Below are 19,492 nucleotides of genomic sequence, written 5' to 3'. Positions count from 1 at the left end.
GTCCACGCCCAGGTCTTCGGGCTTGAAGGTGTCCAGCTGCTTTTTCTTGGCCTTCATGATGTTGGGCAAGGTGACGTAGCGGGGCTCGTTCAGGCGCAGATCGGTGGTGATGACGGCGGGCGTGGACAGGGCCACGGTTTCCAGGCCGCCGTCCACTTCGCGGGTCACATTCACTTTGTCGCCAGCGACTTCGACCTTGGAGGCGAAAGTGGCCTGGGGCAGGTCGGCCAGGGCCGCCAGCATCTGGCCGGTCTGGTTGGCATCGTCGTCGATGGCCTGCTTGCCGCAGATGACCAGACCGGGTTGCTCCTTGTCCACCAGGGCCTTGAGCAGCTTGGCCACGGCCAGGGGCTGCAGCTCGACATCGGTCTCGACCAGAATGCCGCGATCGGCACCGATGGCCATGGCCGTGCGCAGGGTTTCCTGGCACTGAGCCACGCCGCAGGAGACGGCGATGACTTCGGTCACCACGCCTTTTTCCTTCAGGCGCACGGCTTCTTCGACGGCGATTTCGTCAAAGGGGTTCATGCTCATCTTGACGTTGGCGATGTCCACACCCGTGCCGTCCGACTTCACGCGGACCTTGACGTTGTAGTCCACGACACGTTTGACGGGTACAAGGATTTTCATGAGAAAGATCTTTCCTGGTTTTGAAGAGTGAAAGGCTTAGCGGGCAAGGCCCGCGAGCCGCTCGTTGATCAGTGCATGGGCCTGGTCCATGATGCCGGCGATCAGCTGCGCCACCGTAGGCACATCGTGGATCAGGCCCGCGACCATGCCGCAGGACCAGACGCCTGCGTCCATGTCGCCGTCGTGCATGATGCGCGGATAGACGCCGGCCACTTCGGGCGCGATGTCGGCAAAGGTGATGGCCGCACCCAGCTCGCGCTCTTTTTGCAGCAGGCGTTCGGTGGCCGCATTGCTCAGCACGCGCTCGGTGTTGCGCAGCGGGCGCATGACCAGACGGGTGTCGAGCTCGCTGGCCGCCACGATGGCCTGCTTGACGTTGGCGTGTACGGGGGCCTCTTTCGTGGCGATGAAGCGCGTCCCCATGTTGATGCCTTCGGCGCCCAGCGCCAGCGCGGCCACCAGGGAGCGGCCGTCGGCCATGCCGCCCGAGGCGACAAACGGAATCTTCAGTTCTTCTGCGGCGCGCGGCAGCAGGATGAAGTTGGGGATGTCGTCCTCGCCCGGATGGCCGCCGCATTCGAAGCCGTCCACGCTGATGGCATCGCAGCCGATGGCCTCGGCCTTGAGCGCATGGCGCACCGAGGTGCACTTGTGGATCACCTTGATGCCGGCTTCCTTGAGCGCGGGCAGCCATTTCTGCGGGTTGTTGCCGGCCGTCTCGACCACCTTGACGCCGCCTTCGATGATGGCCTTGACATAGCCCGGGTAGTCGGGCGGGTTGACCGAGGGCAGAAAGGTCAGGTTGACGCCAAAGGGCTTGTCCGTCATTTCGCGGCAGCGCGCAATCTCGCGCGCCAGCAACTCGGGCGTGCGCTGGGTCAGGCCCGTGATGATGCCCAGTCCCCCTGCGTTGGAGACGGCAGCGGCCAGCTCGGCTAGGCCTACATGGTGCATGCCGCCCTGGATGATGGGGTGCTCGATGCCAAAGAGTTCGGTGATGCGTGTCTTCATGTCGTTGTCACTCCGCTGCGATGCCCTTGTCGCGGATCAGCTGACCCCAGCGCGTGTAGTCCTGCTGGATGCGCTGACCCAGTTGGGCAGGATTCTGGAAAGTGGCGATGGCGCCCGCGTGAAGCAGCTTGCTCTGGATGTCCTTGTCGGCCAGTATCTGCTGGACTTCTGAGGCAATGCGCTCGACCACGGCCTTGGGCGTTCCCTTGGGCGCGAGCAGGCCGCCCCAGGAGACGGCGTCATAGCCCTTGATGCCTTGTTCGGCGATCGTCTTCGTGTCGGGCAGCATGCTCACGCGCTGGGGCGATCCCACGGCGATGGCGCGCAGCTTGCCGACCTGGATATGGGGCAGCGCAGCCACGAGGTCGGCATACATGATGGGCACCTGGCCGCCGATGGTGTCGGTGATGGCGGGCACGCCGCCCTTGTAGGGCACGTGCTGCATGTCGAAGCCGGCCATCTGCTTGAGCATCTCCATGCTCAGATGGCCGAAGCTGCCGGCACCCGAGCTGGTGTAGTTGAGCGGTGATTTCTGGGCCTTGGCGTGGGCGATCAGACTCTTGAGGTCGGTAACGTCGGGCAGCAGCGCAGGATTGACCACGATGACGATGGGCAGGTCATAGACCGTGGCCACGGGCGCGAAATCCTTGACGGTGTCGTAGCCGGCCTTCTTGTACAGATGGGGTGCCAGCAGCGTGGGCGTGGCCAGCATCATCAGCGTGTAGCCGTCGGCCGGACTCTTGGCGACCTGCACGGCCGCGATGGAGCCCGATGCGCCAGGGCGGTTTTCCACGACCACGGTCTGCTTGAGGCGCTCGCCCAGCTTCTGGCCCACGATGCGCGATGCCGTGTCAGTCGGGCCGCCCGCAGGGAAGGGAACGACCAGGCGCAGCATCTTGGCGGGCCATTCGGTCTCGGCCAGTGCGCCGCCGGCCAGGCCGGCCAGCAACGGCGCGGCGGCCAGGGCCAGAACGCTGCGCCGGGTGGCTCCGACCTGAGGTGCGGTATTGCGCGTGTACATGAAGTCTCCTCTCAAAGCTGTCTCAGCAGTCGTCGGTGGCGGCCCACTACCGCGGGCCGTAAAAATCAGTCATTCAGTGATCCATGGCGCTGCGCGCCACCCACTGCCCATGAATCCGGCATGTCCCAATGCAAGGGACACCGAGGAAGGGCCTACGCCGGCCGCGCCGCCCCGCACCGAGGGTGTCGCCGGCCGCCCGTATGCCCCCTTCAAGGGGGAAGGCGCGGGGCCGCCCAGGCGAAGCGACTCTGGGAGGTCAATCAAGCTTGGCGCCAGCCTGCTCGACCAGCGCTTTCCAGATCGGCATATCGCGCTGGTAGTTGTCGCGGAAAGCCTGGGGGCTGTTCATCATGGGTATGAAGCCGGCGCCCGCGATGCGCTCCAGCACCTTGGGGTCCTTGATGATTTCGCGCAGGTGGCCGTAGAGCTGGTCCACGACCTCCTTGGGCGTGCCGGCTGGCGCGCCCATTGCCACCCAGCCGTAGATCGAATAGGCGTCGTCGGTCACGCCCTGCTCGAAGATGGTCGGCAACTTGGGCAGAATTTCCATGCGTTCCTTGCCGGTCACGCCAATGGCTTTGAGACGACCCGACTCAATGAAGGGCTTGGTGTTGAGCGCGCTGGAAAAGCACAGCTGCAGCTGGCCGCCGATCAGCTCCTGGATCATGGGGGCCTCGCCCTTGTAGGCGGCGTGGTTCATGTCGGCATCCATGGTCTTGCTCATATAGGCACCGGCCAGATGGGCATACGAGCCCACGCCCCAGGACCCGTACGAGAGCTTGCCCTTGTGCGCCTTCACATAGGCCAGCAGCTCCTTCATGTTGTTGGCCGGCACCGAAGGATGGACCACCAGCGTGACGGGCGCTGCGGCGATCTGGCTGATCAGCGCGATGTCTTTTTGCGGGTTGTAGGGCAGCTTGGTGTAGAGGAACTGGTTGATCAGCATGGAGGTGCTGAGCGAGACCATCAGCGTGTGGCCATCGGGCACGGCCTTGGCCACGGCCTCGGTGCCGAGGATGCCGGCCGCGCCGCCGCGGTTGTCGATGACCACGGGCTGGCCCAGGCGCTTGGCCAGGACCTCGCCGATGGTGCGCGCGATGATGTCGGTGGCGCCGCCCGCGTTGAAGGGCACGACCACGCGGATGGGCTTTGCGGGCCAGGCCGGCTTGCCTGCCTGCGCGAGGGCGCTGCCGGCGGCCGTGGCCAGCAGGCTTCCGCCGCCGATGGCGGCCAGCCCTTGCAGAAGATCGCGGCGTGTGACTGGGATGCTCATGGTTTGTCTCCTATGAAGTCGCTGTCTTTGTTTGCCGTCTTATGCGGCCTTTAAACTTGCTTTTCAGTTATTTTTGGCTCTATGAGATGTCCGCTGCCTGTGAGCCTGACACAGCCCAACGCAGCGACACCGAGCAAGGGCCTATGCCGGCCGCACCGCCCCGCTGCGAAGGTGTCGCCGGCTGCCCGTACGCTCCCTCCCGCGAAGCGAGAGAGGGCGCCGTGCACACGGGGGAAGCCGCACAGCGGCTCAGGGGGTGCTTCATGAAGGCTCCTGGGGCAGCGTGAGAACGCCCTTGGCTTGCAGGTCCTGCAGTTGCGCATCATCGAGCGTCAGCAGGCGCTGCAGCACTTCTCGCGTGCCCTCACCCAGCGTGGGCGGTGCATGGCGGATGGGCAGACGCTGCCCGTCCAGGCGGTAGGGCGGCGCGAACACGGGCGTGGTGCCGACCACGGGATGGGGCATGTCGCGCAGCAGGCCGCTGCGGCGCGTGCGCTCGCTGGTCAGGGCCTCGTGCAGGCCGGCCACACGGCCGCAGGGAATGCCTGCAGCCGTCAGGCGCTCCAGCAGCAGATCGCGCGGGAAGCTACCTATCAGCGCCTTGAGCATGGGCAGCAACTCCAGCCGGTTCCTGGCCCGGTTGACGTTGGTGGAGAAGCGCTGGTCCTCGACGATGTCGGGGCGCATGATGACTTGACGGCAGAACTTGTCGAACTGGCTGTTATTGCCCACGGCAATGATCAGCGGGCCGTCGGCGGCCTCGTACATGCCGTAAGGCACGATGGAGGGGTGGGCATTGCCGTAGCGCTCGGGGTCGTGCCCCAGTTGCAGGGCATCCAGGCCGTAGTAGCCGGTGACCGTGATGCCGCTGTCGTACAGCGCCATCTCGATGAGCCGGCCCTTGCCCGTGCGCTCGCGGCGGAACAAGGCGGCCAGCACGGCCTGGGCAGCATACATGCCGGTTACCAGGTCCACCACGGCCACGCCGAATTTGAGCGGTGGCATGCCTGCCTCGCCGTTGAGCGCCATCAGGCCCGCCTCGCCCTGGATCACCAGATCGTAGCCGGGGCGCTTGGCCTCGGGGCCGCTGCTGTCATAGCCAGCCACTGCGCAATAGATCAGGTCGGGCTTGATGGCCTTGAGCTGCTCGTAGCCCAGACCCAGCTTCTCGGCGCCGCCGGTCTTGAAGTTGTGGATGAGCACGTCGAACTGAGGCAGCAGTTCATGGAGGATCTTCACGCCCTCGGGCGTTTGCAGATCCAGCGTGATGGACCGCTTGTTGCGGTTCATGCTGTTGTAGTAGGTGGTCTCGGTCTTGCCGATGCGAATGCCCCAGTCGCGCGTGTCGTCGCCGCGGCCCGGGTGCTCGACCTTGACCACCTCGGCGCCGAAGTCGGCCAGTACCATGCCGCACAGCGGCCCGGCGAAGACGCGGGACAGATCGAGTACCTTCACTCCCTCCAGCGGGAAGTCGATGTCCTGGTTCTGTTCGGTATTGCTGTCGGCCATCTGCCTTGTCTCCTTGGAAAATCTTGGTTTAGTCGAGCGCTCAAGCACGCAATTTGTTGAAGTCGGCGCTGCGCTTTTCGAGAAAGGCGGCAATGCCTTCACGGGACTCTTCGCTCCCCTGCGAGTGCACCATGTGCTGAGCCTCCAGCTCCAGCTGCTGCTCCAGCGTGTTGCGCGGTGCCTGGCGGCACAGGTCCTTGATCAAGGCCGTGGCCTGGTCCGGGCCGGTCGCGATCTGGGCGGCCAGCGCAACGGCACCGGCCAGAGCCTGGCCGGGCTCGGCCAGGCGATTGACGGAGCCCAAAGCGTGCATGCGTTCGCCGCTGATGCGCTCGCCGGTCAGGCACAGCTCGGTCAAGACCTGCCGCGAGACGAACTCGGCCAGAAAGGCCGTGGCGCCCCCGTCGGGCGTCAGACCCACTTTCACATAGGCCACGGAGAACAAGCTGTCGCGGGCGGCCACCAGCATATCGCAGGCCAGTGCCAGCGACAGGCCCGCGCCCGCTGCCGCGCCTTCGACGGCGGCGATGACGGGTTTGGGGCAGTCGCGCACGGCGCGAATCAGATCGTGCAGGCCTTCAAGCTTTTCACGGCGCTGCTCCACGGGCAGTTCGCGGCGCCTGGCCAGTTGGCGCAGATCGCCACCGGCGCAGAAATGCCCGCCCTCGCCCGTGAGCACGACCGCGCCCACACTGGCGTCAGCCGCAGCCTCCGCCAGCGCGGTCGTGACGGCCGCGTAGAACGCGGGCGACAGTGCATTGCGCGCAGCCGGATTGTTGTTGCTCAGCACCAGTACGGCGCCTTCGCGGCGAATCAGCAAAGCGTCACTCATTGATGTTCTCCATGTCTAGTGAAACCGCAGCGCCTCAGGCGCTGGAGTTCATGCCAGCGTCAAGGCCATGAAACGCGCCAGGTGATGGTCCTCGTCGCCAAACTGGTGGTCGATCATGATCAGTCGCTTGGCGTAATGCGCCAGCGGCAGCTCCCAGGTCATGCCGATGCCGCCATGCATCTGTATGCTTTCCTCGGCCACCAGGGTCCCCACCGAGCCCACGGTGTACTTGGCGGCAGACAGCATCTTCTCGCGCTCGGTGCCCTGGGCGTTGTCGATGGCATCGGCCGCATTGATGACCGTGGAGCGCACCTGCTCCACCTCCAGCAGCAGATCGGCCATGCGGTGCTGCAGCGCCTGGAAGCTGCCGATGGCCACGCCGAACTGCTTGCGCGTCTGCAGATACTCCAGCGTGTTCTGCTTGGCCACATCCATGGCGCCCAGCGCCTCGGCAGCCAGCGCCAGCAAGGCAAAGCCCTGAACATGCTCGAGCACGCCATGGCCCTGGCCCTCGGCACCCAGCAGCGCATCCTCGGCCAGTTGCACATTCTCGAAAGTCAGCTCGGCGGCGCGGCCGCCTTCCATGCGGCTATAGCCACGCTTGGCAATGCCGGCGGCATTGCCGTCGACCAGAAACAGGCTGATGCCGGCAGTATCGAACATGCCGCCTGCGGTGCGCGCGGACACCAGCAGCAGATCGGCTTTCTCGCCAAAGGCGACCACGCTCTTGGCGCCGTTGAGCACCCAGCCCGTGGCGGTCCTGGCCGCCGTGGCCGTGACCTTGTTGAGCTCGTAGTGGCTGCCTGGTTCATCGTGCGCCAGAGCGGCGATCGCGCTGCCGGCGATGATGTCCTCCAGCTGGCGTTTTTGCGCATCGCTGCCGGCCGCAATCAGGGCCTGGCCCACGACCAGCGCGCCCAGCAGCGGCTCGGCCACCAGGCCACGGCCCAGCGACTCGAACACCACGCTGATGTCAAAGCCCGAGCCGCCAAAGCCGCCCTCTTCTTCCGGGAACAGCGCGCCGATCGCACCCAGCTCGGCAAATTGCGCATACAGCGCGGGGCTGTGACCTTCTGCACCATAGGCCAAATGGTTGCGCTGTTCGATACCGTACTGCTCAGAAACAAAGCGGTTCAGGCTGTCCGCCAGCATGCGGCGGTCTTCGGTGTGTGTGAAGTTCATGACAAATTCTCTCTACCCAATCGAACGAATCGGTGTCGCATGCCACCGCCCGGTTCGCCAGGGACGCCCAGCAAGGGCCTAGGCCGGCCGCGCCGCCCCGCAGCGAGGGCGTCGTCCCCCTTGGGGGCGCCCGGCTAGGGGAAGGTGCGGGGCCGCCCAAGCGAAGCGACTCAGGGGGTTACAGGTTCACAAGCCCAGAATCATCTTGGAGATGATGTTCTTCTGGATTTCGTTGGAGCCGCCGAAGATCGACAGCTTGCGGTAGTTGAAGTAGTTGGTCGAGGCCGTGGCGGCTTCGTCGATGCCGCCCAGGGGCGCCTGGTCATAGCCTTCGTACTGGGCCTCGTCGATATAGGGCACGGCATACACGCCCATGGCGCGGCGGATCAGCGACAGGATCTCCTGGCGGATCTCGGTGCCGCGGATCTTCAGCATGGAGCTCTCCGCACCGGGCACGCCGCCACCGGCAACGGCCGCGATCACGCGCAGATTGGTGGTCTTCATGTTCTCAAGGTCGATCTCGACACGGGCCATGCGGGCCGCGAACAGTGGGTCCTGGCTCAAAGGCTGGCCGTTCTTGTGCACCTTGGCGGCGATGACCTTGAGCTTGGCCAGGGCCGAGATGCAAAAGCCCACGCCCGCAATGCCGGTGCGCTCGTAGGTCAGCAGATACTTGGCATAGGTCCAGCCCCGGTTTTCCTCGCCCACCAGGTTCTCGGCCGGCACCTTCACATCGGTGAAGAAGACTTCGTTGACTTCCTTGTCGCCGTCCAGCGTACGGATGGGGCGTAACTCCACGCCGGGGCTGTTCATGTCCACCAGCAAAAAGCTGATGCCGGCCTGGGCCTTGGCTTCACGGTTGGTGCGCACCAGGCAGAAGATCATATTGGCGTGCTGGCCCTGGGTGGTCCAGGTCTTCTGGCCGTTGACGATGTAGAAGTCTCCATCGCGCACGGCGGTGGTCTTCACCGAGGCCAGATCGGAGCCCGCGCCGGGCTCGGAATAGCCCTGGCACCACCAGTCCTGCCCGCTCAGAATGCGCGGCAGCCAGTACTTCTTTTGCTGCTCGTTGCCGTACTTGATCAGCACCGGCCCCAGCATGTTCACGCCGAAGGGCACGATGCGCGGGCCGCCCGCCAGGGCGCACTCGGTGTCGAAGATGAACTTCTCGACCGCCCCCCAGCCCGGACCACCATGCTCCTGGGGCCAGTGATTCGCATACCAGCCGCGCTCGTTGAGAATGGCATGCCATTCATCCTGATCAGCCTTGCTCAGGCGCTGTCCGGCCTTGACCTTGGCCGAAATATGCTTGGGCAGCTTTTCCTTGAGAAAACTCTGCACCTCGGCGCGAAACGCCTCTTCCTGGGGGGTGAATTGCAAATCCATTGCTATTTCCTGGTAATCCATGGCGCTGCTTCTGGCGCCTTTAATCTTCAAACTGGCATGCTCTTGCGCCAGAGGCTGCAAGCAAGGGCCTAGGCGGCCCCGCCGCCCCGCAGCAATGCAGCCGTCCCCCCTTGGGGGAAGACGCGCAGCGGCTCAGGGGGATCAAAAGATCTCGAAGAGGCCCGCAGCGCCCATGCCGCCGGCGATGCACATGGTCACCACGCCGTACTTGACCTTGGGGTTGCGGGCCTTGCGGCGCTGGCCTTCAAGCAGGATGTGGCCGGTCAGGCGTGCACCCGTCATGCCGAAGGGGTGGCCGATGGCAATCGCGCCGCCGTTGACGTTGAGGCGCTCGTTGGGAATGCCCAGCTGACGCTGGCAATACAGGGCCTGCGAGGCAAAGGCTTCGTTCAGCTCCCAGAGGTCGATGTCATCCACCGTAAGGCCGTGGCGCTTGAGCAGCTTGGGCACGGCAAACACCGGGCCGATGCCCATCTCGTCAGGCTCGCAGCCGGCCACGGCGAAGCCGCGGAAAGCGCCCAGGGGCTTGAGGCCCAGGCGCTCTGCCAGCCTGGCTTCCATCACCACGCAGGCGCTGGAGCCGTCGGACAGCTGCGAGGCATTGCCGGCCGTGATGAAGTTGCCAGGGCCCTTCACAGGCTCCAGCTTGGCCAGTCCCTCCAGCGTGGTGCTGGCGCGGTTGCAGTTGTCCTGCGTGGCCACCACGTCGCGGTAGGTGACTTCGCCGGTTTCCTTGTTCTTCTCCATCATGCGTGTGGAGCAGGCAATGATCTCGTCCTTGAACAGATCGGCGGCCTGGGCCGCAGCCGTGCGCTGCTGGCTTTGCAGCGAGAACGCATCCTGGTCTTCACGCGTGATGCCATAGCGCTTGGCCACCACATCGGCGGTGTCGATCATGGCCATATAGAGCTCGGGCTTGTGCTCCACCAGCCAGGGGTCCATGTCGGTGGGCAGATTGTTGCCGGCCCGGATGCCGGAGATGGTTTCGATACCGCCGGCCAGCATCACGTCCACGCCCTCGGCCACGACGCGACCCGCCGCGATGGCGATGGACTGCAGACCCGAAGCGCAAAAGCGAGTGATCGTGGTGCCGGCGATCGACAGCGGCAGCCCGGCGCGCAACACGGTCTGGCGACCCAGATTGCGGCCCTGGAAGCCGTCGGGGTTGCCGCAGCCCAGAATCAGGTCCTCGATCATTTCGGGATCGACACCCGAGCGCTCCACCGCCGCCTTGACGGAGAAAGCAGCCAGCTGGGCGGCAGGAGTGATGTTGAACTCGCCACGATGCGACTTGGTCAGCGGTGTGCGGGCGGTGGAAACGATAACGGCTTCACGCATGGTGCTTGTCTCTGTGAATGTTGAAAACTATTTCTGATAGCTATCTGCGCTTGTCATTCATTGCTTTCAGATGCTTTTCATACTGAAATCAATGCAAATCATGCGCTAGCAGCTACTTTTTTGATTAATCGCTCAAAAACTGGCACACCCCATAGCCGGACTGCCGAGCAAGGGCCTAGGCGGCCCCGCCGCCCCGCAGCGAGGGCAGTGTCCCCCTCCCGCGAAGCGAGAGAGGGGGAAGGCGCGGAGCGCCTCAGGGGGTGTTACTTATTCAGGCTTTCGAAGTTCTTGCCCTCGGCCACCAGCTTCTGCAGCAGCGGCGCAGGCTTCCAGAACAGCGCGTCTTCCTTGGCAAAGGCTTCGATATCGGCCAGCACCTTGGCCAGGCCCTGCATATCGGCCCATTTCATGGGGCCGCCGCGGTGGCGCGGAAAGCCGTAGCCGGAGATAAAGGTCACGTCCACATCCAGCGGGCGCAGCGCAATGCCCTCGCCCACCACTTTGGCGCCTTCGTTGACCATGGCGGCCATGTAGCGGCGCATGATTTCCTCGGCCGTGAACGGGCGCGCTGTCACGCCCTTCTTGGCGCGCTCGGCATCCACAATCGCCAGCACTTCGGGGTCGGGCTGACCGATGCGCGCACCTTGCGGGTAAAGATAAAAGCCGCGTCCCGTCTTCTGGCCGAACCAGCCGTTTTCACAGATGCGGTCGGCAATCTCCACATAACGGGCCTTGGGGTCGCGCGTGGCGGCGCGGCGCTTGCGCGTGGCCCAGCCGATATCGCCGCCGGCCAGGTCGGTGACCTGGAAGGGCCCCATGGCAAAGCCGAAGCCGCGCACGGCCTCGTCGATCTCGTAGGGGCTGGCACCGTCTTCCATCAGGTAGTCGGCGGCCTGCTTGTAAGTGGCCAGAATGCGGTTGCCGATAAAGCCGTCGCAGACGCCGGCACGCACCGGCACCTTCTTCATCTTCTTGGCCAGCTCGAAGGCCGTGGTCACCACATCGGGCGCCACCTTGGCGGGCACGACGATCTCCAGCAGCTTCATGATGTTGGCCGGGCTGAAGAAGTGCAGACCGATCACATCCTGCGGGCGGCTGGTGACGGCGGCAATCGCATCGATGTCCAGATACGAGGTGTTGGTGGCCAGCACGGCGCCGCTCTTGCAGACGCGGTCCAGTTCCTTGAACACGGCCTTCTTGACCTCCAGGTCTTCAAAGACCGCCTCGATCACCAGGTCCACATCGGCAATGTCGTCATAGCGGGTCGAAGGCGTATAGCGCGCAAGAATAGCGGCCTTGGCCTCCTCGTTCATGCGGCCCTTGGCGATCAGGCCGTTGTAGACCTTCTCCACATTGGCCTGGCCGCGTGCGATGGATTCGGCATCGCGCTCGATCATGGTCACGACGAGGCCGGCATCCAGCGCCGAGACGGTGATGCCCGCGCCCATGGTGCCGCCGCCAATGATGGCGATCTTGCTGAAGGCGCGCGGCTGGGCGGCACGGGCTTCGGGAATCTTGGCTGTCTCGCGCTCGGCAAAGAAGGCGTGGATCAGGCCGGCGCGCTGCGGGCTGTCGATGCAGGCCAGAAACTGGGCACGCTCGAACTTCAGGCCTTCGGCAAAAGGCAGGTCCAGCGCAGCCTGAACGCAATCGATGATCTTCAGCGGCGAGAACAGGCCGCGCGACTTCTTGGCCGTGTCCGCACGCAGCGCATCGAGTTCCGCCTGGGCGGCAGCCTTGTCGGCCAGGCGTCCCGGCGTGGCGCTGACAGGACGCAGCGGCGCGCCCTGCGCCAGCAGTTCACGTGCATAGGCCAGGCCCGCGGCCACGGGGTCCGAGCCCTCTTCCAGCTTGTCCACCAGACCGGCTGCCAGTCCGGCTTTGGCGCCGATCTGCTGGCCGCTGAGCATCAGCTCGGTTGCGGCCTTGACGCCCATCAGGCGCGGCGCACGCTGCGTGCCGCCGGCGCCGGGCACCAGACCCAGGGAGACTTCAGGCAGACCCAGCTTGGCGCCAGGCAGCGCCAGGCGGTAATGCGCCGACATGGCAATCTCCAGGCCGCCACCCAGTGCCGCGCCATGAATCACGGCCACCACGGGCTTGCTGCAGGCCTCGATACGGTTGCAGACATCGGGCAGGAAAGGCTGGACCGGGGGCTTGCCGAATTCGCGAATATCGGCACCGGCGATGAAAGCCTTGCCCTGACCCACGATGACCACGGCCTTGACCGCGGCGCTGGCATCGGCCTGTTCCATGGCCGCCATCAGACCCTGGCGCACGGCAGCGCCCAGCGCATTGACGGGCGGATTGTTGACGCTGACGAGCAGGACGTCACCGTCTTGCCTGAGTTCGACGACAGAGGTGCTGGCTTGGGCGGTCATGCGAGTCTCCTGAATCTCTTTATGGAATGGGCTTTATTTTTACGACGACAATGTTTTCTAACAATCCCATGAATCATTGACAGACTGTCAAAGAAAATTAGACAAATACGCCATGGACTCCCAATCGCTGACCCTGCTGGTCGAAATCATTGATAGCGGCAATCTCAGCCAGGCAGCGCGCAAGCTCAAGATGACGCGTGCCAATGTGAGCTATCACCTGACCCAGTTGGAAAAGGCTGCGGGCGTGCAACTGGTCAAGCGCACCACGCGCCGCGTGGAGCCCACGGAGATCGGCATGCGCCTGTACGAGCACGGGCGCAACATCCACAACGAAATGCTGGCCGCACGCGAGGCCATCACGGCGCTGGGCCAGAGCCTGCAGGGTCGCGTGGGCATCAGCGTGCCCAGCGGCTACGGCCAGATCGTGATGAGCGAATGGCTGATTGAGTTCAAGCGCCTGTACCCGGGCATCGTGCTCGATGTGCTGTTCGAGAACCGGGCCGACAATCTGCGCGACGATGTGGACATCATCGTGCGCGTGATCCAGGAGCCCCCCCCTCTCCCTGGTGGCGCGCAGCATGAGTACGGTGCGCTACCTGGCCTGTGCCTCACGCGAATATGCGCAGACCCACGGCCTGCCCAGAACCCTGCATGCCCTGCGCGCCAGCCCGCTGATCACCGCCGGAGTCACGGGGCGGCAATTGCGCCTGGCCGCCTATCTGGGCTCCGAGCGCCACGAGGTGATGCTGGAGCCCACCATGATCTCCGAGCATTTTCCCTTTCTGCGCGATGGCATCCTGGCCGGCCTGGGGGTAGGCCTGGTGCCCGACTATGTGGTGCAGGACAAGCTGGCTACGGGCGAGGTGCTGAGCACACTGGACGAGTACCGGCTCAGCATTTTCGGCACCCATATGTATCTGCTCTACCTGCCCAACCGGCATCAGACCAAGGCCGTGCGCACCTGCATCGATTTTCTGCTGGCCAAGGCCCAACCCGAAGCAACCCGGCTGGCCGCAATGCCCCAGCCCTGAGCTGCAACGCAAAACGCCAGCGACCAGGCTGGCGTTCTCATGCGGGCAGAGGGCTCAGGACAGGCTGCGATTCAGATTCTGCTGGCGCCAGCTGCTGGGGCTTTGCTGAAAATGCTTGCTGAACCAGCGCGTGAACGAGCTGTTCTCGGCAAAGCCGGCCTGAGCGGCCGCTTCGCTTACCGACAGCTGCGGATTCTGCAGCGCACGCAGCGCGGCCTGGCTGCGCACGGCGTCCAGCGTTTCCTGAAAGCTGGTGTTCTGGGTTTCGAGGTGCCGCTGCAGCGAGCGGGCCGTATAGCCAAGCGCGCCGGCCACATGGGCAATGCTGTGGCGCCCATGTGGCAGCAGCGACTGCAAGGTGCTGCGCACCTGCTGCTCCAGCGACCGGGCCATGGGCCGCGGTGCATGGCTCTCCATCAGGCTGCGGGCATGGCTCTCCATGAGGCTGTCGTGATCGGCATCGATGGCCTCCAGATCCTCGTTGCTCACCACGATGCCATCGAAGTCCGAGCCGAACACGATCTCGCTGCCCAGCACGCGGCGATGGCTCATGGTGCTGCCTGGCGAGCTGTGCGAGAAGTGGATGCTGGCCGGGCTCCAGTGCTTGCCCAGCTGATAGCGGCACAGGCTCATCAGCGCCGTGATGCCCAGCTCCACCGGGTGGCGCCCCGGGTTCTCGCGCTCGGTATCCAGGTTCAGCTGAATGATGGAATAGCGCCCCTGGGTCACCACCTCCGTGCCCACGGTGGTGCTGATCATGTGGTCATAGTCCTTGAAGGTCTTGAGCATGCTGGAGAGGCTGGCCTGGTGCTGCAGCAGCAGGCTGATCGGCCCGAAGTCGGACAGACGCCAATGCGAGCCCATGAGCAGGCCCAGCGAAGCATGGCCTGCCTGGGCGGACGAAGCCTCGAGCAACTGCGCAAACGCAGCTTCTGGAACCATGAGGTCGGGAGAGCTCAGACAGCTGTGATCCAGCCCCACCTGGCGGAACATGCGCAGCGGATCGATGCCGAGCTCATTCGCCACCTTGGCGTATTTGCACAGGCTCACACTTCGGATACGGGGCTTCATCGTGACCAGGAAAACGGTTGACCCGGGTACTGCGCAACAGGCCCGGATTTCATGGATGGAAGCAGGCTCTAAGGGCAACCTGCATTTCGGGTGTTGATGTTTATCAATATCGCAACAAGCAGTCAATCAATGGATACCAGTAGATCGCGACAGATATGACGGTTCGGCGCGCAGATGCGTCCACTTCATGACACCCGGGCCCCACCCTAGGGTTTTCCTTGCACCCACCCAAGAGGGCAACAAGCTGACGCGATCGGTCAAGCCCCGGGGCTGTTGCTGCGCCGAGAATTTTTCCATCAGACGGCGGCGCCCTGCATCAAGGCCTTGCCGGGTACTTAGGAGAAGACCATGAAAGTCGAACAACTGACCTGCAGCATCGGCGCTGAGGTTTCCGACATCCACCTCGGCGATGCGTCCCGCGACAAGGGCCTGGCCGAGGAAATTCGCGCCCTGCTGCTGCAGCACAAGGTGCTGTTCTTCCGCGATCAGGACATCACGCGTGCCGAGCATGTGGGCTTTGCGCGCCACTTCGGCGATCTGGAAGACCACCCCGTGGCCGGCAGCGACCCCGAGCACCCCGGTCTGGTGCAGATCTACCGCAGCGAAAAGCGCGAGAACTACGAGAACACCTATCACACCGACGGTCAGTGGCGCGAGAACCCGACCATGGGCTGCGTGCTGCGCTGCATCGAAGGCCCTGCCGTCGGTGGCGACACCATCTGGGTCAACATGGCCGAGGCCTACCGCAACCTGCCCGAAGACATCAAGCAGAAGATAGCCGGCCTCAAGGCCAAGTCCAGCATCGAGCACGGCTTCGGCGCCGTCATGCCCGAAGAAAAGCGTCTGGAACTGGGCCGCCAGCATCCTCCAGTGGAGCATCCCGTGGTGCGCACCCACCCCGAAACCGGCGAGAAGATTCTCTACGTCTGCAGCTTCACCACCCACTTTGCCAACTACCACACGCCCGAGAACGTGCGCTATGGCCAGGACAAGACGCCCGGTGCCAGCATGCTGCTGAACTATCTGATCAGTCAGGCGGCCATCCCCGAGTACCAGGTGCGCTTTCGCTGGAAGCCCGGCAGCGTCGCCATGTGGGACAACCGCTGCACCCAGCATTACGCCGTGCAGGACTACTGGCCCGCCGCGCGCAAGATGGAGCGCGCTGCCATCATCGGCGACAAGCCTTTTTGAGCGAGCGCCACCTGCGCCGCATGCCGGCGCCGGAACACGGCGCATCACACCGGCGCTGCGCAAAAACAATAGCTTGTATCGCTTGACTGCCATTGAAGATAAAGTCATAGCTGCCTGAAACGCTTTTAAATCAAGCGCAGGCAGCTATTATTTTTTCTGTCATCACCTCCTGCATGAATGTGCGCCTGACCAGGCCCCGCCTTGCGCCAATCGCGCCCTGAGGCCGATGACAGAGCGCAGGCCCGGGAGGGCGACAGCACTGCCAGGTACAACCAGCCATTGCTGTGAGCCATGGCACGCGCGAGCCTGACGAGCCTGAATACCACAATGGTGATCCTCGTCAACCGCGCCTGCAGCATCTCTGCGCGGCGAGTCGGTGACGAGCACTGCAGCGTGCGCATCACGGACCTCCCGCTCCTCCCGCGCCTTGACAGCTGTGAGCTGGCCAGAGGCATGCTCAAGACCATCCATCCATCCGCAGCCGCCGGCCCAGACGCCTTCACCAGGCCTGTCTCAGGCCCGGCCCCAGCCTTGCCAGGGCCATTTTTCCGGGCCTGCCCGAAATCATCCAGGCATGAAAAAGGCCTACATTGCGGAGGCCGTTTTTGCGCATGTCGGTTCAGCAGAGACCGCTTGCAGGCGAGGCCGTGATCGCCTTGCCTGCAAGCCTGCACTGGGAGATCAGGAGGTCTTCCTGAGGAAGCCCTGGTTGGCGCCGGGCCGGTTAGGCGCAAAGCCGTTGGCGGCCAGGCTTTCCTCCACGCTGTCGTAGAACACGCCGATCTTGCTGATCTCGCGCGCCTCCTTGGCGGTGGCAACAGGGCGACCGAATTCACGCGAGATCCGCACCAGCTGCTCGATCTGCGAGACGGTGCTGGCCTTCTCCGTACGCGCCTGGTTCCACAGACAGTCTTCGGTGCCGCAGCGCACATGCAGACCGGCAGCAATGCCCCACATGTTCACGGGCAGCACGTTGCGCACATTGCTCTCCACGGTCAGCACGGCGCCATCGGGCACGGCGCGCACAAAGTTGGCCAGGCTGTACAGGCTGGGGGTGTCCATGCCGCCAGCGATCGCCACCCAGTTCATGACCAGCGGGCCCATGTAGAAGCCGCGGCGCATCAGGCGCTCCACCGACTCGAAGCTGTTCAGGTTGTAGCACTGGAAAGCGCTCTGGATGCCGGCCTTGGTCAGGCGACGCACATGCTCCTCCACCCAGCCCGGCTGGGCGGGCACGGTCATTTCCTTGTAGGCATTGAACAGCGTGGGATTGGCGCGCGAGGTACCGGCAAAGTCCGCGTCTTCGGCCTGATCGGTCACGTTCATCTGCGAGGTGTTCACCGTCACGGTCACCTGATCGGGCACCGGGTCCAGATCGGCCAGCATGTGGCGGGTGTCGTCGGAAAGCCATTTGGCCGCCTGGCCTTCGTCTTCGGGAGCAAAGCTGATGGAGCCACCGACCTGGATGATCATCTCGGGCACGGCCTTGCGCACGCCGGAGATCAGCTCGTTGAACTTGGACAGGCGCTTGCTGCCCTTGCCGTCAAGCTCGCGTACATGCAGGTGCAGCACCGTGGCTCCCGCGTTGTAGCAGTCCACGGCTTTCTGGATCTGCGCCTCCATGGTGACGGGAATGTCTTCGGGGAAGTCCGAAGGCAGCCAGCCCGGAGCATAGGGCGCCGCAGTAATGATCAGGGGTTGCTGGTTTTCGGGGAACAGATGGCCGTCGAGGAAGTTCATGACATGTCTCCAAGTGAATGCGGGCTTCGACGGACAGCCATGGCCGCGGCTTGCCCGCCCTGTGCAATGCCGCCAGGCATTCAAAAGGCATGGGCAACACCGGCCGGCAGGCACCGAATCGTCGAAATTGAAAGCAATTTCACTGTAGGAGAGCTGTCTGCAAAGCGTTTGCCCTAGGGCGCTCAAAGCTTGGCAAAGTGCGCCAGAGCACGCGGGCGCTCCGATGCATCCTTGCTCCGAACCGGACCGTCGCAGCTGTGCCGCGACGATGAATGCAGCCTGCCAGCCTGTCGCTGCTCCTATCGCAGCCGCCCGCCTAGCCGCGCCAGGCTGCCTCGATGGCGGCGATATCGATCTTCCTCATCTCCATCATGGCTTCAAAAGCCCGTCTGGCCGCCGCACGATCCGGGTCGGCAATGGCCGTGGTCAGCACACGCGGCGTGATCTGCCAAGACAGCCCCCAGCGGTCCTTGCACCAGCCGCACTGGCTTTCCTGGCCGCCGTTGCCGACGATGGCGTTCCACAGGCGATCCGTTTCCTCCTGACTATCTGTTGCGACCTGAAACGAAAACGCCTCGTTGTGCTTGAAGACAGGGCCGCCGTTCAGACCCAGGCAGGGAATGCCCATAACCGTGAATTCGACCGTCAGCACATCGCCCTGCTTGCCGGACGGGTAGTCGCCCGGTGCGTGGTGAACCGCGCCCACTGCGCTGTCGGGAAAAGTCTGGGCGTAGAACCTGGCGGCTTCCAGGGCCTCGCTTTCGTACCAGAGACAAATCGTGTTTTTGCTGACCATCTTGGCTCTCCTGAACAGGGACTGATGAATGTCTGCAGACCCGCAGACCGCGGACCCCTCTCTATCGAGGCACCGGTGCGCCGGTGCGCCGATGCGCCAATGCGTCGATGCACCGGCGGCTTTCGGCGTCTGTGCATTGAAGCCGCATTTCCCCAGCGCTTCAATCCCCATATCAGGAGCGCAGGGTAATGCCTTGCCAAACAGCCTGGCAGTCTGGCTCTCGCCACGGCTGCGGCCCGGACGGCTTCTCGTGCGCTCGGGGCCGCATGCGGAACCACGCACGCCCTGCCTGGCCCCGGGGCCGCAGCTCCGAACGCTGAAGCCGCCGCTCGGCACCGGTCTGCTTACCCCCTCGCTAGCGCACACCAGAGCAATCGAATCTGCTTTATATCAAGCCAGGCACCTTTATTTTTGTCTAGTCATATAATTGACTACACATATATAAGACTGACTCTTGAAACCTACGTCATGAAATTCACTCTGAACGGCCAGGAAGTGGACGCGCAAAGCGCCACTGCCGACACACCTCTTTTGTATGTGCTGCGCAATGACATGCAGCTCAACGGCCCCAAGTTCGGCTGCGGCCTGGGCGAATGCGGTGCCTGCGCCGTGCTGATCGACGGTAAGGTGGCGCGCTCCTGCTCCGTGCCCCTGAAGGCCGTCGACGGCAAGAAAGTCACCACGCTGGAAGGCCTGTCGCCTGACGCCAGCAAGGCCGCCAGCGCGCAAGCCCTGCAGGACCGCGCCGTGCTGGATGTCAGCGCCGCCGAGACAAAGGCGCCTGCCACCGCACGCACCTACACCCTGCATGTGGTGCAGCAAGCCTTTGTCGATGCACAGGCTGCGCAGTGCGGCTATTGCACCAACGGAATGATCATGGCGCTGGTTGCCCTGTTCAACCAGCAGCCCAAGGCCAGCGACGAAGAAATCAGGCACGCCCTGTCCGGCCATCTGTGCCGCTGCGGCACCCATGTGGAAATCATGCAGGCCGCCGCGCGCGCCCGCGAGCTGATTGCCAAGGGCCACAGCCCTGCCCTCCCCGCCGCCGGCGCATCCACCACCGCAAAGGCTGCCTGATC

General features: G+C 64.1%; 15 protein-coding genes and 1 pseudogene. 3 read left to right on the top strand and 13 right to left on the bottom strand.

Annotated features, from left to right (window positions below; translation table 11 throughout):
• The 10 genes from V8Z78_RS18160 to V8Z78_RS18115 all read right to left on the bottom strand — a co-directional run.
• A partial coding sequence (locus V8Z78_RS18160) for an electron transfer flavoprotein subunit beta/FixA family protein (RefSeq protein WP_349731868.1) occupies positions 1-630 on the bottom strand: 630 nt, incomplete at its 3' end.
• 36 nt (positions 631-666) lie between these two features.
• Positions 667-1,641, bottom strand: a complete 975-nt coding sequence (locus tag V8Z78_RS18155) for an NAD(P)H-dependent flavin oxidoreductase (RefSeq protein ID WP_314973226.1) — start codon at positions 1,639-1,641, stop codon at positions 667-669.
• Positions 1,642-1,648: 7 nt separating this feature from the next.
• Positions 1,649-2,662: a tripartite tricarboxylate transporter substrate binding protein gene (locus tag V8Z78_RS18150; RefSeq protein WP_349731867.1), complete on the bottom strand. Its 1,014-nt coding sequence runs from the start codon at positions 2,660-2,662 to the stop codon at positions 1,649-1,651.
• Positions 2,663-2,918: 256 nt separating this feature from the next.
• Positions 2,919-3,935: a Bug family tripartite tricarboxylate transporter substrate binding protein gene (locus tag V8Z78_RS18145; protein WP_349731866.1), complete on the bottom strand. Its 1,017-nt coding sequence runs from the start codon at positions 3,933-3,935 to the stop codon at positions 2,919-2,921.
• 261 nt (positions 3,936-4,196) lie between these two features.
• The gene (locus V8Z78_RS18140) at positions 4,197-5,444 is read right to left on the bottom strand and encodes a CaiB/BaiF CoA transferase family protein (protein WP_054075557.1); all 1,248 of its coding nucleotides are present in this window, start codon (positions 5,442-5,444) and stop codon (positions 4,197-4,199) included.
• 40 nt (positions 5,445-5,484) lie between these two features.
• The gene (locus V8Z78_RS18135) at positions 5,485-6,276 is read right to left on the bottom strand and encodes an oxepin-CoA hydrolase, alternative type (protein ID WP_349731865.1); all 792 of its coding nucleotides are present in this window, start codon (positions 6,274-6,276) and stop codon (positions 5,485-5,487) included.
• Positions 6,277-6,324: 48 nt separating this feature from the next.
• Positions 6,325-7,458 carry an acyl-CoA dehydrogenase family protein gene (locus V8Z78_RS18130; protein ID WP_349731864.1) on the bottom strand — a complete coding sequence of 378 codons (1,134 nt, stop codon included), beginning with the start codon at positions 7,456-7,458 and terminating at the stop codon, positions 6,325-6,327.
• Between the two features lie 186 nt (positions 7,459-7,644).
• On the bottom strand, positions 7,645-8,844 hold the full coding sequence (locus tag V8Z78_RS18125) for an acyl-CoA dehydrogenase family protein (protein WP_349731863.1): 1,200 nt from the start codon (positions 8,842-8,844) through the stop codon (positions 7,645-7,647).
• Positions 8,845-9,006: 162 nt separating this feature from the next.
• A complete protein-coding gene (locus V8Z78_RS18120; RefSeq protein WP_003062624.1) occupies positions 9,007-10,203 on the bottom strand; it encodes an acetyl-CoA C-acyltransferase in 1,197 nt (398 codons plus the stop codon).
• Between the two features lie 263 nt (positions 10,204-10,466).
• Entirely contained in the window at positions 10,467-12,584 is a 2,118-nt protein-coding gene (locus V8Z78_RS18115; protein WP_349731862.1) for a 3-hydroxyacyl-CoA dehydrogenase NAD-binding domain-containing protein, read from the bottom strand.
• A 112-nt stretch (positions 12,585-12,696) separates the two neighbouring features.
• Between V8Z78_RS18115 and V8Z78_RS18110 the strand changes: the two are divergent.
• Positions 12,697-13,615, top strand: a pseudogene (locus V8Z78_RS18110) (LysR family transcriptional regulator).
• 54 nt (positions 13,616-13,669) lie between these two features.
• Here the strand turns inward: V8Z78_RS18110 and V8Z78_RS18105 are convergent.
• Complete coding sequence (locus V8Z78_RS18105; protein ID WP_349731861.1) at positions 13,670-14,686, bottom strand: AraC family transcriptional regulator; 1,017 nt, start codon at positions 14,684-14,686, stop codon at positions 13,670-13,672.
• Positions 14,687-15,034: 348 nt separating this feature from the next.
• On the opposite strand from V8Z78_RS18105, the gene V8Z78_RS18100 reads away from it, so the two are divergent.
• Positions 15,035-15,877 (top strand): TauD/TfdA dioxygenase family protein, encoded by an 843-nt coding sequence (locus V8Z78_RS18100; protein WP_314352828.1) that lies wholly within the window; start codon positions 15,035-15,037, stop codon positions 15,875-15,877.
• 681 nt (positions 15,878-16,558) lie between these two features.
• On the opposite strand, the gene V8Z78_RS18095 is transcribed toward V8Z78_RS18100, so the two are convergent.
• Both V8Z78_RS18095 and V8Z78_RS18090 read right to left on the bottom strand, forming a co-directional pair.
• A complete protein-coding gene (locus tag V8Z78_RS18095; RefSeq protein WP_279089890.1) occupies positions 16,559-17,617 on the bottom strand; it encodes a beta-keto acid cleavage family enzyme in 1,059 nt (352 codons plus the stop codon).
• A 316-nt stretch (positions 17,618-17,933) separates the two neighbouring features.
• Positions 17,934-18,413, bottom strand: coding sequence for a VOC family protein (locus V8Z78_RS18090; RefSeq protein WP_349731860.1), 480 nt, complete (start codon positions 18,411-18,413; stop codon positions 17,934-17,936).
• A 468-nt stretch (positions 18,414-18,881) separates the two neighbouring features.
• On the opposite strand from V8Z78_RS18090, the gene V8Z78_RS18085 reads away from it, so the two are divergent.
• Complete coding sequence (locus V8Z78_RS18085) at positions 18,882-19,490, top strand: (2Fe-2S)-binding protein (protein WP_054075551.1); 609 nt, start codon at positions 18,882-18,884, stop codon at positions 19,488-19,490.
• Positions 19,491-19,492: the final 2 nt, after the last annotated feature.

It is taken from the genome of Comamonas sp. wu1-DMT (genome assembly GCF_040187805.1).
Lineage (GTDB): Bacteria > Pseudomonadota > Gammaproteobacteria > Burkholderiales > Burkholderiaceae_C > Comamonas > Comamonas thiooxydans.
The sequence above is the reverse complement of the archived record's forward strand: the minus strand, read 5'-3'. Positions and strand labels throughout refer to the sequence as shown.